Source organism: Streptomyces sp. NBC_01017 (assembly GCF_045162795.1).
Lineage (GTDB): Bacteria > Actinomycetota > Actinomycetes > Streptomycetales > Streptomycetaceae > Streptomyces > Streptomyces machairae.
The window spans coordinates 5840822-5855656 of record NZ_CP108683.1 but is presented as its reverse complement, the minus strand read 5'-3'; the positions used below and the strand labels follow the sequence as shown (position 1 = coordinate 5855656).

Genomic DNA, 14835 nt, shown 5'->3' with positions numbered 1-14835 from the left:
GCTTGCATGGGGGCGCGTCGACGGGGTGGGGCCGGCCGTTCGAGCGGCCGGTCAGGCGGTCAGTTCCGTGCGGCCCGACGCGCGGGAGACCGGTTCCTTCCGGATGTACCACTCGGTCGCCAGGACCCGTTCGCGTACGGCCGCCGGGAAACCGGCCGGCAACCCGGGTGCCGCCCCTCGCTCCACCTCGGTGCGATGGGCCAGTACGGCCGCCCACTTCTGCTCCAGCCAGGGGCGCACGTCGACGGTCGCGGTGATCCTGTCGTCCGGCACGGTGTTCATCCCTTTGCCGGCACGGGCCAGTTCCTCCAGGGCGGGAAGCGCCGAGTGCGGATGGGTGGCCAGGTAGAGGGCGCTCGGCTGCCAGGGGGCGCCGGCGTCCGGGTGGAGCCGTTCGAGGCCGGCCTCCTGGACCGCGAGCGTGGTCACGCGGTGGGTGTGCACATGGTCGGGGTGCCCGGTCAGGCCGCCGTACGCGTCATGGGTGAGAACGATCCGCGGCCGGAACTGCCGTATGTGAGCGACCAGCCGCCCCACCGACTCGTCGAGCGGCGCATCGCACAGCCGCGGGCGACCGGGGGCGGAGTGCGGCGCCCCGGCGTCGGCATGGCCGAGCATCCGCGGCTCACCGGCACCGAGGATCCGCAGGGCCTCGGCGAGTTCGGCGCCGCGCTGCGTGTCCGGGGTCCAGGTCGCCGTCACGACGGCGGTGCGGGCACCGGCGGCCGCGTGCCGGGCGAGGACTCCGCCCGAGAAGAGCGACTCGTCGTCCGGATGGGCGAACACCGCGAGCAGGCTCGGCACCGACATCGATCGACCACCTCCGGATACGGCCTGCGTCCGTGTCGCAGCCCGGCCGGCCCGACGCCGGCTTCGGCAGCACCACCACTGCCTACCGCCCGGCAGCCGGCTCGGCAACCCGTCCCAACGGCGAGCTCACGCCGGTCAGTTCCTCCGACACCGTCCACAACCGCCGCGCCACCGCCGCGTCACTGGCCGCCGTCGTCCGCCCGACCAGCGTCGGCGCACCCCGCATCTCGCCCAGCCCGTCGGGTCCGACGTAGCTCGCACCGGGGAGGTCCTGAGTCGCGGCGTACAGCGTCGGCAGTGCGCCCGCCTTGTCGTCCTGCGCGAAGACCCTGTTCCCGATGCTCATGAACGCCCGCATCACCGGACTTCCCGCGTGGCTCTGCAGGTTGGTGGCGGCGTAGCCGGGGTGCGCGGCGAGGGTGCGGACCGGGGAGCCGGACTCCGTCAGGCGGCGCTGGAGTTCCAGCGTGAACAGGAGGTTCGCCAGCTTCGACTGGGCGTACGCGCCATTCGGGTGGTAGCCGGACGTCCAGTTCAGGTCCTCGAAGCGGATCCTCGCGCCGGACCACCGGTGAGCACCGGACGACAGCGTCACGACCCGGTCGGTGACGTACGGCAGCAGCAGGTTCGTCAGCGCGAAGTGGCCCAGATGGTTCGTGCCGAACTGCATCTCGAAGCCGTCCGCCGTCCGCTGCTGCGGCAGCATCATCACGCCGGCGTTGTTGATCAGCAGATCCAGCGGCCGGCCCTGCCATGCCTCGGCGAACTCCCGCACGGAGGCCAGGTCCGCCAGGTCCAGACGCCGCACCTCGGTACTGCCGGTCACGGTAGCGGCCGCGGCCCGGCCCCGGTCGAGGTCCCGTACGGCGAACACGACGTGCGCGCCGGAACGGGCCAGCGCACCGGCCGCGGTGAGGCCGATGCCGCTGTTGGCACCGGTGACGACGGCCGTGCGGCCGCCCAGGTCAGGGAGGCTGGTCGCGTCCCACGTCTTCTTCGTTTTGTCAGCCATACCAACGAATGTAGGCGTCGCCAACAATGCTGTCAATGACAACAATGGTGACGACGCCAACAAAGATGGCACCGGCAACATCAAGCTACGATGGTGCGCATGCCCGAGAGCCGCCCCTACCACCACGGCGACCTGCGCGCCGCCCTGCTCGCCGCAGCGGAAAGCACCCTGCGAGAAAAGGGCGTCGGCGCTCTCTCGCTCCGCGAACTGGCCCGCGAGGTAGGCGTCAGCCACGCCGCTCCCGGCCGGCACTTCAAGGACAAGCAGGCCCTGCTCAACGCCCTGGCGCTGACCGGGTACGAGCGGCTCGGCCGGGCCCTGAGCGCGGCCGACGACCCGGCACTCCCCCTTGAGCCGCGCCTCACCGCCCTGGCCCGGACCTACCTCGGCTTCGCCATCGACAACGCCGAGCTGCTGGAGCTGATGTACGCCCGCAAGCACGAGCCGGGCGCCTCGGAGCAGATGGCCGCCGCGGTCGAGCAGACGATCGGCAGCCTCGACCGGGTCCTCGCGGACGCCCAGCAACGGGGCGAGATCATCGAGGGCGCCCCGGAGGAACTCAACCTCGTCACGGGCGCCGCCCTCCACGGCATGGCCGCCTTCATCGCCGGCGGCATGCTGACCCCCGAGGCGGCCATGGCCGGCGTCGACGGCTTGGTCCACCACTTGCTGCACGGCCTCAGGCCCCGCTGAGGGTCACTCAAGAACCTGCGCCAACACCCTGAAGGGCGCGGGGCCGTATCCACAGGCAACTCCGCCGCAGGGACGCGGCCGGCCACGACGAGCCCGCACCCGGCCGAACACCCCGCACCCCTGCGGCGCCACCGCTCCAGGCCCGCTCAGCCGCCGAAGGCCACCTTCAGCACGCTCACCGCCTGCCCGATGGCCGCCTCCGCAGCCCGCGTCCCGCGCAGCGCGTTCAGCATCACGAAGTCATGGATGATGCCCTGATACCGCACCGCGGTGACCGGCACCCCGGCCTCACGCAGCTTGTTCGCATACGCCTCCCCCTCGTCGCGCAGCACATCGGCCTCGGCCGTGATGACGAGCGCCGGCGGCAACCCCTGCAACTGCTCCACACCGGCCCGCAACGGCGACGCCGTGATCTGCGCCCGCTCCGCCTCGTCGGTCGTGTACTGGTCCCAGAACCACTGCATCGCGTCCCGGCGCAGGAAGTACCCCTCGGCGAACCGGTGGTACGAGCCGGTGTCGAACGCCGCGTCCGTGACCGGGTAGAAGAGCACCTGCTGCACCAGCGGAACGTCCCCCCGCTGCTTGGCCATCAACGTCAGCGCGGCGGTCATGTTGCCGCCCACCGAGTCACCGGCCACGGCGATCCGGCCGGCGTCCAGGCCCTTGCCCGCACCCTCGCCGACGACCCACCGCGCGACGGCGTAGTTCTGCTCTACGGCGACCGGGTAGCGGGCCTCGGGCGAGAGGTCGTACTCGGGGAAGACGACCGCGGCACCGGTGCCGACGGCCAGCTCCCGCACGAGGCGGTCGTGGGTGTGGGCGTTGCCGAAGACCCAGCCCGCGCCATGGATGTAGATGATCACCGGGAGAGCCCCGGTGGCCCCGGCCGGGCGGACGATTCGGGCCTTGACCTCGCCGGTCGGCCCACCGGACACGGTGACCCACTCCTCGTCGACGGCGGGCTTGGCGATCTCGCCGGACTGCACCTCGTCGACGGTCTTGCGCCCCTCGGCCGGCCCCAGGTCGAACAGGTACGGCGGATTGGCGGTGGCCTCGACGAAGGCCTGCGCGGCGGGTTCCAGGACGGGACGGACGGGTTCGGTCATGGCGATCTCCTCAGATCGGGGCACCGCACGGGATCGGCGGCACGAGATGAACGTAGCGCGCGATTAAGTCGTGCGCAACTGATTAGGGCTCGATGGATTAGCCCTCGATAGAATCGAGGAGACGCGAACATGAAAAGACGCGAAGACGCTAAGACGCGAAGACGCAAGATCCCGACACAAGACCCCGGAGCCCCGATGAGCCGAGCCACCGAAACGCCCCCGGAAGACGGCTCCCTCCTCCTGGACGACCAGCTCTGCTTCGCCCTGTACGCCGCCTCCCGCGCCGTCACCGCGCGCTACCGGCCCCTCCTCGACGAGCTCGGCCTGACGTATCCGCAGTACCTGGTCATGCTCGTCCTCTGGGAGCAGGACTCGATCTCCGTACGCGACCTGGGCGCGGCCCTCCAGCTGGAGTCCAGCACCCTGTCCCCGCTGCTCAAGCGCCTCGAAGCGGGCGGCCTGCTGCGCCGCGAACGCCGCCCCGACGACGAGCGCTCGGTCGCCATCCGCCTCACCGACACCGGCGACCGGCTCCGCGACCGTGCGACCACCGTCCCGCTCGACATCGGCGACGCCATGGGCCTGACCCCCGAACAGGACGCCCTCGCCAAGCAGCTCCTCCGGCTGATCACCGCGAACGTCGCCGAGAACTGACCGCCCGTCACCATGCCCGGCAGGCACGGGCGGTCGCGGCACCCTGCCTAGGGATGTTCATGTATCGGCGATAACCTTCACCCGCAGAACACCGGCACGACCCCTCACCCGACCACCCGTCAGAAGCGGCACCCCGGCGTGAAGAGGGCTAACGACGGAACCACACGACAGGTTCCGCCCAGGCCTCGTTGCCCGGCGTGACCTGCCGTGATACACAGAGTGACCGTGCGAGGTTTTCGTACGAATCCCGCCCATCGATGACGCCAAGTCGACATACGACAGCGCCATTGTCGGCGAGAATGAGATCTGACCTCTGCGCACCGCAGGGGACTGCGGAACTACCCAACAGGGGCGGTGACTTACATGCTCTTTGCGGCCGATAAGGGCGATATCAACACCATCATCGGTGGGATCGCTCCGGACTGGGGCCCCTTCGGCAGCCTGGGCAACGAGGCGAAGGTGATGATCGAGGTCGTGATGGCAGTGGCCATCCTGCTCTGCCTCGGCCTCGCCATCTGGGGGGCGGCCAAACAGCGCATCGGCGCGACCGCACTGCGCGACACGTTCAGCGCCGAGCAGGGCAAAGGTCTCATCATCGCCGGGCTGACGGGCGTCTTCATCATCGGCTCCCTGGGCACGCTGTTCACGATCGTGTACGGCATGGCCGTTTAGCCGCCTCAGTCGCGCTCATTTGCTCGAACCCGTCCTCCCCCTTCATCCCCTCCATCTCCTCCATCTCCTCCGTCCGCTCCGGGCACGCCCGGTCCCCGTCGTCCCCCACCCACCCGTCGTGCCCACCGGCTGAGGTTGCGTTTCCCTGATGTCGAGTCACCACACCGCGCCCATGCGGGAACCAGCACGGCTACCGTCGTACTCCAACGTGTTGTTGTCCGACGTCGAGGGGGCGTACGCGGCATGAGTCTCGGAGACGAGCGGGAGGCCTCCGGCGGTTACGGAGGCACGGGTCAGACCCGTACGCGCCTGCCCGAAAGCGGTGGTGACGCGTACGGGGGCACACGACGGGGTGGCCGTTCGTCGTCCCGGAGCCTGGTCACCGTCGTCGGCGTGGTCGTCCTCCTCATCGCCGCGATCGCCTTCGCGAACCGTGGAGGCGACGACTCCGGTTCCACGACCGGGGACGAAAACAAGCCGAAATCCTCAACGACGGCAGCCACGGGGACACGACCGGTGGAGGGCAAGGCGGCGGGGATTCCTGGGGGGTTCGCGCACGATGAGCAGGGGGCGGGGAGTGCGGCGGCCAACTACTCCGTAGCGCTGGGCTCGGCCGAGATGTTCAACACAGCCAGACGGCACGAGATCGTCACCACCGTCTACTCCCCCGATGTCGCCACCGGCCGGCAGGCCGACCTGGATCGCGCGTACGCCAGCGAGGAGTTCCTGGCAAACATCGGCCTCAGCGCTGACGGCGCGGCGCCGACGGGGCAGACGTTCATCTCCCGGGTCATCCCGGTGGGCACCAAGGTCACATCGTTCAGCGCGAGTGCTGCCACCGTCGAGGTCTGGTACACCTCCCTCTTCGGTTTGTCCGGCAACGGCTCGACCAACCCGGTCTCCGAGAGCTGGTACACCACGACCTACCAGCTGAAGTGGGTCGGCAACGACTGGAAGGTCACCGACTTCCAGCAGAAGGACGGACCCGTACCGGTCGGGCGGGACCAGAGGGCCTCCACTGCCGACGACATGACGAAGGCCGTTGAGGAGTACGGAGGGTTCACGTATGCGCGCTAACCGCCGCTTCCTCAAGGTCACCGCGGCCCTCGCCGCCGTACAGACCACTGCCGTGCTGCTGGCCACACGTGCCGTGGCCGCACCCACCCCCACACCAACGCCCTCGGCGAGCAACGACCCCTGCGACCTCATCCGCGGCCCCGCCAAGGACTACTGCGAAAAAGACAACGGCGGAAGCAACCGCACCGGCGGATCCAGCCCCCTCACCGACCCCACCTCCACCCTCGACCCCCTCTCCTCCCTCGCCAAGGGCTGCGCCGAAGCCGCCGCCTGGACCGTCGACAAGCTCAGCGAGGCCGTGAAGGAGACCGCGAACGTCGACTTCACGAACACGAAGTTCCTCCAGCAGTACGCCGTCGTCTTCGCGGCGTCCACGGTCCTCACCCTGCTCCTGTGGCTGCTGGCCGTGGCCAAACGAGCCGTCCGCGGCGTACCTCTGAGCACCGCCGTCTCCGAGGCGATCGGCTTCCTCTGGCTGACGGTCCTGGCGTCCGCGTTCACGCCGCTGATCCTCTACACGGTCGTATCCGCCACGGACGGCATCACGGACGTCCTCGCGAAAACGACCGGCGATCAGACGGACACCTTCTTCGGCACCTTCTCCGGCGCCCTGGAGAAGGGCGAGGACATCGGCGGCGGCCCGATCATGCTGATCGTGGTGTCCCTGGTCTCCATCCTCGCCGCCGGCGTCCTGTGGCTGGAGCTCGTCATCCGCGCCGCCCTGCTCTACGTCGGCGCCCTCCTCGGCACCGTCGTCTACGCCGGCCTGGTCGACAAGAACCTGTGGGGCCACGTCCGCCGCTGGGCGGGAATCATGATCGCCGTCATCCTCGTGAAGCCGGTCATCGTCATAGTGCTCGGCCTGGCCGGCGCCCTGTCGTCCGCCGACGGCCCGAACGCCTTCTCGGCCGTGGTCTCCGGCCTGGCCATCATCCTGCTCGCCATCTTCGCGAGCGCGATGATCTACCGCTTCGTCCCCGGCTTCGGCGACGAACTCTCCGGCTCCCGCAACAACCGCATCATGCGGGGCGCCGAAGGCAAGGCCGCCGCGGTCATCAGCTCCCCGGCGACCCTCGTCGCCCAGGGCATCAAGACCCACAGCTCCCGCGCGGACAACAAGGGCGGCGGGGGCCAGTCCAGCTCCTCCGCCCGCCCCTCCAACCCCGCCTCCGGCGGCGTCGCCGCGCACAGTTCGCGCTCCTCGAACGGCGGCGGATCTGTCCCCTCCGCCGCACCCGCACCCCGCTCGAGCAGCCCGGTGAACACCCCTCACGCCAGCAACACCCGCAGCAGCAATCGTTCAGGAGGTGACGGGCGTTGACGACCGAGTCCCATGTGTCCCATCCGGTCACGCCCCGCCGCACATATCTGATCGGCCGCGCCCGGCCGAACGCGATCGTCGGCCGCAACCGCGAGACCGGTGAGATCGCGCTGATCATCGGGGGCGCGTTCCTCGGCATGATGTGCGGACTCCTCGTCCCCGTCCTGTCCCTGCGCATCGTGCTGCTGATGGGCTTCCCCCTGCTCGCGCTCGGCGCGGTCTACGTGCCGTACAAGCACCGGACCATCTACAAGTGGTTCGAGATCAACCGCAGCTACAAGCGCACCCTGCGCCAGGGCACCACCTACCGCTCCTCCGCCGTGGAGGCCGGCACCGGTCTCGACGGGCGTGAGGTCGAGGTCGGCCCGCCGCCGGGCATCGGCCGCATCAACTGGCTGGCCGCGCCCTTCGGGCCGGACGAGATCGCCGTGCTCCTGCACGCCGACCGCCGTACGGTCACGGCCGCGATCGAGATCGAAGGGCCCGGCGTCGGCCTGCGCGACTCCGAGGACCAGGAAGCCCTCGTCGACCGCTTCGGCACCCTCCTCAAGCACGTGGCCAACGGCGACGGCTTCGTCACCCGGCTGCAGATGCTCGCCCGCACCCTCCCCGCCGACCCGGACGCCCACGCCAAGGACGTCGCCGTGCGCGGCGACGAGCGGGCCCCGGGATGGCTGCAGCAGTCGTACGACCAACTCCAGTCGATGGTGTCGACGAGCAGCGAGCAGCACCGCGCGTACCTCGTCGCCTGCATGCACTTCACGCGCGAACTGGCCGCCGAGGCCCAGGCGATGGCCCGCGCGGCCCGCCCGCACGGCGGCAAGGTCGACCGGGACTCCGGTCTCGCGGTCGTCATGGCCCGCGAGCTGACGGACATCTGCTCGCGCCTCCAGGAGGCCGACATCCGCGTCCGACAGCCTCTCGGGCAGGGGCGTCTGGCCTCGCTCATCCACTCCATGTACGACCCGGACCACCCGATCGACCACATCCAGGCGATGACGAAGCGCAACGCCTGGCCGGCCGAACTGGACGCCATGGAACCGACGTTCCTCCAGGCGAAGACCCGGGAGTCCTCCACCCGCGCGCCCTGGTGCCACGCCACGGCCTGGGTGAAGGAGTGGCCGATGACCCCGGTCGGCGTCAACTTCCTGGCCCCGCTGCTCGTCCACACCCCGGACGTCATCCGGACGGTCGCCGTGACGATGGACCTCGAACCCACCGAGGTCGCCATCGAACGCATGCTCACCGAGAAGACCAACGACGAGGCGGAGGCCAGCCGCGCCGCCAAGATGAACCGGACCGTCGACCCCCGCGACATCGCCGCCCACAACCGCCTCGACCAGCGAGGAGAAGACCTCGCGAGCGGCGCCGCCGGCGTCAACCTGGTCGGCTACATCACCGTCTCCTCGCGTTCCCCCGAGTCCCTGGCCCGGGACAAGAGGACCATCCGGGCGTCGGCCGGAAAGTCGTATCTGAAGCTGGAGTGGTGCGACCGCGAGCACCACCGGGCATTCGTCAACACACTCCCCTTCGCCACCGGCATTCGGAGGTAGGACCTGATGCGGGACCCGCTGTCCGTCCTCACCGACGCCTTCACGTCCTTCCTCTTCGGGAAGGTCGAGACGACGCGGCTGCCGGTGCGCACGTCGACGGGCCAGGCCCAGGCGGTCTACCTCCCGACCGCCGCCCCCGGCCTCGGCGACTCGGGAGTCATCATCGGCCGCGAGGTCTACTCCGGAAAGGGCTACATCTACGACCCCTTCCAGCTCTACGGCCAGCAGCTCCCGGCCCCGCACTGGCTGGTCCTCGGCGAGTCCGGCAACGGCAAGTCGGCGCTGGAGAAGACGTACGTCCTGCGCCAGCTGCGTTTCCGCGACCGCCAGGTCGTCGTCCTCGACGCCCAGGGCGAGGACGGCGTCGGCGAGTGGAACCTCATCGCGCAGGAGTTGGGGATAACCCCCATCCGCCTGGACCCGACGGCCGCCCTGGACATGGGCATCCGCCTCAACCCGCTCGACCCCGCGATCACGACGACGGGCCAGCTGGCCCTGCTCCGCACGATCATCGAGGTCGCGATGGGACACGGCCTCGACGAGCGCTCGGGCTTCGCCCTGAAGGTCGCGCACGCCTACGTCAACGAGACCATCGTCGAACGCCAGCCGGTCCTCACCGACATCGTCGAGCAGCTACGGCATCCCAAGCCGGAGTCGGCCGAGGCGATGAACGTCGCCATAGACGACGTACGGGCGTGGGGCCTGGACGTGGCTCTGGTCCTGGACCGTCTGGTCGACGGTGACCTGAGGGGCATGTTCGACGGCCCCACGACGGTCGGCATCGACCTCGACGCGCCGCTCATTGTGTTCGATTTGTCCCACATCGACCGCAACTCGATCGCCATGCCGATCCTGATGGCGATCGTCGGCGTTTGGCTGGAGCACACCTGGATCCGCCCCGACCGGAAGAAGCGCATCTTCCTGGTCGAGGAGGCCTGGCACATCATCAACAGCCCGTTCGTGGCCCAGCTCTTCCAGCGCCTGCTGAAGTTCGGCCGACGGCTGGGTCTCTCCTTCGTCGCGGTCGTCCACCACCTGTCCGACGTCGTCGACGGCGCTGCGGCGAAGGAGGCCGCCGCGATCCTGAAGATGGCCTCGACCAGGACGATCTACGCCCAGAAGGCCGACGAGGCGAGGGCGACGGGCCGTGTGCTCGGCCTGCCGCGCTGGGCGGTGGAGATCATCCCCAGTCTCACCCCCGGCATCGCGGTGTGGGACGTCAACGGCAACGTCCAGGTGGTCAAACACCTGATCACCGAGACCGAACGCCCACTGGTCTTCACCGACCGCGCGATGACCGAGTCGTCCGCCGACCGCGAGCTGACCGACGACGCCCTGCGCGCCGCCGAGCTGGAGGCGGAGGAACGGGCGGCGGCCTTCGTGGAGCAACACCTTGGCGACTCCGAATCGACGGTGGCGTAGGGGGCAGCGTGAGACCGGACGACCGTCGGGAACACCGGTACACCCGGGACAACGGAGGCAGTCAGGGAGGCGTCCCCGACGGCCTGCTGATCGGCCTGCTCGCCTTCCTCCTGGGCATGACACTGCTGGTCTGGACGGCGACAGGCCTGGCGGGCCTGTTCGCGCACGGCTCCTGGCCCTCCGGCGTCACCTTCGCCCGCACGCCCCTGGCCATGCGCTCCCTGGTCGCCCAGCCCCACGACATCCCGGGCGCGTGGCCGGAGACACCGGACGGACAGCTGTCGGGGTACGGGCTGTTCTGGGGGCTGTTCATCGGCCAGTTGATGGTCCTAGTCGTACTGACCGTGTTCGTGCTGGGGACGGTGGCACGCTGGCGGGCAGTCAGGGCGGCGCGGCGCACGGGTAGGACGGGGCGCGTCGGCAAGGCGGAAGCAGAGACAGAAGCAGAAGCAGAAGCAGAGACAGAAGCTGCGGGGAAGGCGGCCAGGGCGGGGAAGACGGACGACCCGGTACACCCCGGCTTCTCAGCAGCCCCCGAGCCCGCTCCAGCACCGGTACGCGGCGACGTGCCCGCCCCGCGGACGGAGGCGGAGCCGATGACGGCGGTGCCGATGACGGCAACGACAACGACAGCGGCGTCGGCAGCCTCGGAGACAGCTGTACGCAGCGAGCCGACGGCCCCCGATGCCGCACCCCACACCGCGCTGCTCGCCGAACGAGCCGGCGCGTGGGAAAGGATCCACCTGGCCCCGAGGGAAAGCCGGCAAGCCACCGCGACCCAAGCAGTACGCGACGCGGAAGGCCCCGCCCTCGTGGTCACGTCGAACCCCGCGGTCTGGCAGGACTCGAAGGACGCCCGCGCGAAGCTCGGCCCGGTCCTCCTCTACGACCCCACCCACCTCTGCGACACCCCGGCCCGCCTCCACTGGTCCCCCACAACGGGCTGCGAGGACAAGCAGACAGCGGTCTCAAGAGCGACCGCGCTCCTGAGGCCGGTCCGCCCCGCCTCCCGCCTCGACCAAGCGGTCAGCGACACCGCCGAAACGCTGCTGCGCAGCTATCTGCACGCCGCGGCCATCGACGGCCGCACCGTCCGCCACGTCCACCGCTGGTCCCAGGGCACCCAGATCCAGGACGCCGTACGCATCCTGCGCACGAACCCGAAGGCGGCCCCGGGCGCGGCAGGCGAACTCGAAGCGGCCCTCACCGCCTACCCCGAACGGCGGGACATGGCCCAGGAGTTGACGACGAGGGCGCTCTCCGCCCTCTCCACGGTCAACATCCGGGAGTCCTGCACTCCAAACCGAACTGATGCCCTCACCTTGGATTCCTTCGTCCACGAAGGGGGCACGCTTTATGTGGTGGGTGAATCCATCGAGGATCCCCGAGCCAACCCCGGCGCCATGCCACTTCTGACGGCCCTCGCCGCAAGCGTGGTCGAGCGCGGCCGGCGCATGGCCGAACGGTCATCCTCCGGTCGCCTCGACCCACCAATGACGCTCGTCCTGGACGACGTCGCCGCCGTGGCTCCACTTCCCCAGCTTCCGGAGCTGCTGGCCACCGGAGCGGACCGGGGCATGCCGACCCTGGCCCTGCTCCGGTCCCGGGAACAGGCACGCTCCCGCTGGCCCCACGACGACCTCCCGGTGTAGCCGAACTCCCGGGCCAAATCTCCGGGCCGAACCTCCGGGCCGAACTTCCGGTGCAGGCGAGCCGATCACCGCCCCACCCCCGGCCCCTACGGCCGCTCGATGACGAACTCCAACTCGACCTCCGCCTCCCCCTCACCCAGCGGCACGGTCACGCCACTCGGCTCGAACCCCACCTTCCGGTAGAACCGCTGCGCCCGCCCGTTCTCCTCGTGCACGATGAGCCGCACCCGCTCCGCGCCCCGCGACCACGCCCACTCCAGGCCGGCGTCGAAGAGCACGTCGGTCAGCCCGCTCCCCCGCTCCTCCGGCCGCACGAACACGGCGACGACATGCCCCTGCTTCCGCTCCACCGCGAACCCGGCCCAGTCGGTCGTCCCCGGCTCCTCGACCAGCACGGTCAACGTCCCGACCCAGACCCCGTCCGGCCCTTCGGCGATGATCTGCTGCGCGCCGTCGGCCCCCTCGCAGGCCCCTGCGGCCCGCTCCTGCCAGAAGGAGTCGGGCCGGGCGACGGCCTGCTCGTACGTCTCCAGGAACGCGAGCGGCGCGACGGGATCCTGCAGCGCGGCGAGCCGCAACTCCTTGGCGGCGGGCCACTCGTCGGCATGTATGGACCGGATGACGTAGGCCCCGGGGTTCGTGGTGCTCATGGTCGCCACCGTAGTACCCGGGTACGACATCGCTCACCCGGATTCCTGCCCAGGGCCCTGTGCCGGCCACCACCGGACCCCGGAGGATGAACCCGTGACGCACGAGCGAGCGACGACGGAACCCCTCACCCAGCACGTCCAGCGCATCAGCCGACGCGTACGTGCCTTCGACGGACGCCGCCCGCTCGTCTGGGACCTGCACCTGACCGGCTTCTGGGTGATTGCGGCCCTGATCGACTACTACGGCGACGGCTGGCTCAACGTGGCCCGCGACCGCGACAACCCCGGCTGGCTCGTCCTCACCCTGAGCCTCGGCCTCTCCGTCCCTCTCCTCCTGCGACGCACCCACCCCCGCGCCGTACTCCTGGCCATAGCCCCGTTCGCCCTGGTCAACGCCTGGACCGGCATCGCCCTCCAAGCGGTCCTGCTCCAACTGCTCGTCGTCTTCCACATCGCCCTGCGCCGCCCTCCCCGCAACCTCTGGTGGGCGACGGCCCTGATCACCGCGCCCGTCGCCGTGATGGCGGCCCGTCACCCGCAGGGAACCCCGGACAAGGACATCGTCCCGGTCCTGATGTCCATCGCCGTAGCGGTAGCCATCGGCATCACGGTCCGGACCCGCCGCGACCACACCGAGGCCCTCGAGGACCGCGCCCGCCGCCTGGAGATCGAACGCGACCAGCAGGCCCAGCTCGCCGCCGCGGCAGAACGAGCCCGCATCGCCCGCGAGATGCACGACATCATCGGCCACAACCTCTCCGTCATCACCGGCCTGGCCGACGGCGGCAAGTACGCGGCCGCCAAGTCTCCGGAACGCGCCACCCAGGCCCTCCACGCCATAGCCACCACCAGCCGCCAGGCCCTGGCCGAACTACGCCGTCTCCTCGACGTCCTGCGCGACGACGAACACCCCCGCGCCCCCCACCCGGAGCTGACCCCCCAACCCACCCTCACCGACCTGACCCAACTCCTCGACGGCGTACGCGCCGCAGGCCTCCCCGTCCACACCACGACCCACGGCACCCCCAACCTCCCCCCGGGCCGCCAACTCACCGTCTACCGCGTCATCCAGGAAGCCCTCACCAACACCCTCAAACACGGCGGCCCCGAAACCACGGCACGCATAGAGCTCTCGTACGAGGAGAAGGGCGCCGTCACCGCAACCGTGACCGACACCGGCAGCGGGGGCCCCGCCGAACCCACGGGCGGCCGCGGTCTGCCCGGAATGCGCGAGCGAACGGCCCTGTACGGCGGCACACTTGAGGCCGGCCCCCGCCCGCACCCCGAGCAGGGCTGGCGAGTCCACCTGCATCTCCCGGAGGAATCCCCGCAGTGACCACCGTCCTCATAGCCGACGACCAGCCCCTGCAGCGCTTCGGCTTCCGGATGCTCCTCGAAAGCCAGGATGACATGACAGTGGTGGGCGAAGCCGCCAACGGCAGCGAGGCGATCCGCATGACAGCGGAACTACACCCCGACGTGATCCTCATGGACGTCCGCATGCCCGGCCTGGACGGCATCGAGGCCACCCGCCGCATCACCACCACCGGCGACCGCACCAGGGTGCTGATCCTCACCACCTTCGACCTCGACGAGTACGCCTACGCCGGCCTTCGCGCAGGCGCCTCCGGCTTCCTCGTCAAGGACGCCCAGCCGGAGGAACTCCTCTCCGGCATCCGTGCGGTCGCCACCGGCGACGCGGTGGTCGCTCCGAGCCTGACCCGACGCCTGCTCGACGCGTACGCCCACCACCTACCGACGCAAGGCCGCACAGACGGCCCGGAAGCGTCGCCCCTGGAGCACCCTCGTCTCTCTTCTCTCACCGACCGCGAACGCGAGATCCTCTCGGTGATCGGAAGGGGCTGGACCAACACGGAGATAGCCACCCGCCTCCACCTGGCCGAGTCGACGGTAAAAACCCACGTGGGCCGCGTCCTCGCGAAGACCGGCTCACGGGATCGAATTCAGGCTGTGATTCTGGCGTACGACACGGGACTGGCGCAGCCGTCCTGAGCCCTAAACGCAGAAAGGCCCACACCATAAGGTGTGGGCCTTTCTCACAATTTGTTCGGCGGCGTCCTACTCTCCCACAGGGTCCCCCCTGCAGTACCATCGGCGCTGTAAGGCTTAGCTTCCGGGTTCGGAATGTAACCGGGCGTTTCCCTCACGCTATAACCACCGAAACACTATGAAACTGTCAGCCGCACCGCATG

Annotated in this window: 14 protein-coding genes and 1 rRNA gene; 10 read left to right on the top strand and 5 right to left on the bottom strand. The window is 69.9% G+C overall.

Annotated elements, in window-relative coordinates; translation table 11 throughout:
- Positions 1 to 51: 51 nt before the first annotated feature.
- Both OG331_RS26840 and OG331_RS26835 read right to left on the bottom strand, forming a co-directional pair.
- Positions 52 to 810, bottom strand: coding sequence for a PIG-L family deacetylase (locus OG331_RS26840; RefSeq protein ID WP_406200651.1), 759 nt, complete (start codon positions 808 to 810; stop codon positions 52 to 54).
- Between the two features lie 82 nt (positions 811 to 892).
- On the bottom strand, positions 893 to 1822 hold the full coding sequence (locus tag OG331_RS26835; protein WP_406200648.1) for an oxidoreductase: 930 nt from the start codon (positions 1820 to 1822) through the stop codon (positions 893 to 895).
- 90 nt (positions 1823 to 1912) lie between these two features.
- Between OG331_RS26835 and OG331_RS26830 the strand changes: the two genes are divergently transcribed.
- The gene (locus OG331_RS26830) at positions 1913 to 2515 is read left to right on the top strand and encodes a TetR/AcrR family transcriptional regulator (RefSeq protein WP_406200646.1); all 603 of its coding nucleotides are present in this window, start codon (positions 1913 to 1915) and stop codon (positions 2513 to 2515) included.
- A 146-nt stretch (positions 2516 to 2661) separates the two neighbouring features.
- Here the strand turns inward: OG331_RS26830 and OG331_RS26825 are convergent, their stop codons facing one another.
- Entirely contained in the window at positions 2662 to 3621 is a 960-nt protein-coding gene (locus tag OG331_RS26825) for an alpha/beta hydrolase (protein WP_406200644.1), read from the bottom strand.
- A gap of 195 nt (positions 3622 to 3816) precedes the next feature.
- On the opposite strand from OG331_RS26825, the gene OG331_RS26820 reads away from it, so the two are divergent.
- The 7 genes from OG331_RS26820 (at position 3817) to OG331_RS26790 (ending at position 11972) form a co-directional block, all read left to right on the top strand.
- The gene (locus tag OG331_RS26820) at positions 3817 to 4275 is read left to right on the top strand and encodes a MarR family winged helix-turn-helix transcriptional regulator (RefSeq protein WP_406200642.1); all 459 of its coding nucleotides are present in this window, start codon (positions 3817 to 3819) and stop codon (positions 4273 to 4275) included.
- A gap of 363 nt (positions 4276 to 4638) precedes the next feature.
- The gene (locus OG331_RS26815) at positions 4639 to 4947 is read left to right on the top strand and encodes a hypothetical protein (protein WP_123996587.1); all 309 of its coding nucleotides are present in this window, start codon (positions 4639 to 4641) and stop codon (positions 4945 to 4947) included.
- A 243-nt stretch (positions 4948 to 5190) separates the two neighbouring features.
- Positions 5191 to 6024, top strand: coding sequence for a hypothetical protein (locus tag OG331_RS26810; RefSeq protein WP_406200640.1), 834 nt, complete (start codon positions 5191 to 5193; stop codon positions 6022 to 6024).
- Positions 6014 to 7345 carry a hypothetical protein gene (locus OG331_RS26805; RefSeq protein ID WP_406200638.1) on the top strand — a complete coding sequence of 444 codons (1332 nt, stop codon included), beginning with the start codon at positions 6014 to 6016 and terminating at the stop codon, positions 7343 to 7345. Before OG331_RS26810 ends, OG331_RS26805 begins: the two co-directional genes overlap by 11 nt.
- Complete coding sequence (locus OG331_RS26800) at positions 7342 to 8898, top strand: SCO6880 family protein (RefSeq protein ID WP_406200636.1); 1557 nt, start codon at positions 7342 to 7344, stop codon at positions 8896 to 8898. Before OG331_RS26805 ends, OG331_RS26800 begins: the two co-directional genes overlap by 4 nt.
- Positions 8899 to 8904: 6 nt before the next feature.
- Positions 8905 to 10320, top strand: a complete 1416-nt coding sequence (locus OG331_RS26795; protein ID WP_406200634.1) for an ATP-binding protein — start codon at positions 8905 to 8907, stop codon at positions 10318 to 10320.
- An 8-nt stretch (positions 10321 to 10328) separates the two neighbouring features.
- Positions 10329 to 11972: a type IV secretory system conjugative DNA transfer family protein gene (locus tag OG331_RS26790; protein WP_406200631.1), complete on the top strand. Its 1644-nt coding sequence runs from the start codon at positions 10329 to 10331 to the stop codon at positions 11970 to 11972.
- Between the two features lie 86 nt (positions 11973 to 12058).
- Here the strand turns inward: OG331_RS26790 and OG331_RS26785 are convergent, their stop codons facing one another.
- On the bottom strand, positions 12059 to 12622 hold the full coding sequence (locus OG331_RS26785) for a GNAT family N-acetyltransferase (RefSeq protein ID WP_406200629.1): 564 nt from the start codon (positions 12620 to 12622) through the stop codon (positions 12059 to 12061).
- 94 nt (positions 12623 to 12716) lie between these two features.
- Between OG331_RS26785 and OG331_RS26780 the strand changes: the two genes are divergently transcribed.
- Together OG331_RS26780 and OG331_RS26775 are read left to right on the top strand one after the other, a co-directional pair.
- Entirely contained in the window at positions 12717 to 13958 is a 1242-nt protein-coding gene (locus OG331_RS26780; protein WP_406200626.1) for a sensor histidine kinase, read from the top strand.
- Entirely contained in the window at positions 13955 to 14635 is a 681-nt protein-coding gene (locus tag OG331_RS26775) for a response regulator (RefSeq protein ID WP_406200624.1), read from the top strand. Before OG331_RS26780 ends, OG331_RS26775 begins: the two co-directional genes overlap by 4 nt.
- Before the next feature lie 53 nt (positions 14636 to 14688).
- On the opposite strand, the gene rrf is transcribed toward OG331_RS26775, so the two are convergent.
- A 5S ribosomal RNA gene (rrf, locus tag OG331_RS26770) occupies positions 14689 to 14805 on the bottom strand.
- Between the last annotated feature and the right edge of the window lie 30 nt (positions 14806 to 14835).

What these genes read in the sequence shown, in the direction of transcription:
- OG331_RS26840 (WP_406200651.1), bottom strand. Translation starts at nt 810, where the DNA reads ATGTCGGTGCCGAGCCTGCTCGCGGTGTTCGCCCATCCGGACGACGAG.
- OG331_RS26835 (WP_406200648.1), bottom strand. Translation starts at nt 1,822, where the DNA reads ATGGCTGACAAAACGAAGAAGACGTGGGACGCGACCAGCCTCCCTGAC.
- OG331_RS26830 (WP_406200646.1), top strand. Translation starts at nt 1,913, where the DNA reads ATGGTGCGCATGCCCGAGAGCCGCCCCTACCACCACGGCGACCTGCGC.
- OG331_RS26825 (WP_406200644.1), bottom strand. Translation starts at nt 3,621, where the DNA reads ATGACCGAACCCGTCCGTCCCGTCCTGGAACCCGCCGCGCAGGCCTTC.
- OG331_RS26820 (WP_406200642.1), top strand. Translation starts at nt 3,817, where the DNA reads ATGAGCCGAGCCACCGAAACGCCCCCGGAAGACGGCTCCCTCCTCCTG.
- OG331_RS26815 (WP_123996587.1), top strand. Translation starts at nt 4,639, where the DNA reads ATGCTCTTTGCGGCCGATAAGGGCGATATCAACACCATCATCGGTGGG.
- OG331_RS26810 (WP_406200640.1), top strand. Translation starts at nt 5,191, where the DNA reads ATGAGTCTCGGAGACGAGCGGGAGGCCTCCGGCGGTTACGGAGGCACG.
- OG331_RS26805 (WP_406200638.1), top strand. Translation starts at nt 6,014, where the DNA reads ATGCGCGCTAACCGCCGCTTCCTCAAGGTCACCGCGGCCCTCGCCGCC.
- OG331_RS26795 (WP_406200634.1), top strand. Translation starts at nt 8,905, where the DNA reads ATGCGGGACCCGCTGTCCGTCCTCACCGACGCCTTCACGTCCTTCCTC.
- OG331_RS26785 (WP_406200629.1), bottom strand. Translation starts at nt 12,622, where the DNA reads ATGAGCACCACGAACCCCGGGGCCTACGTCATCCGGTCCATACATGCC.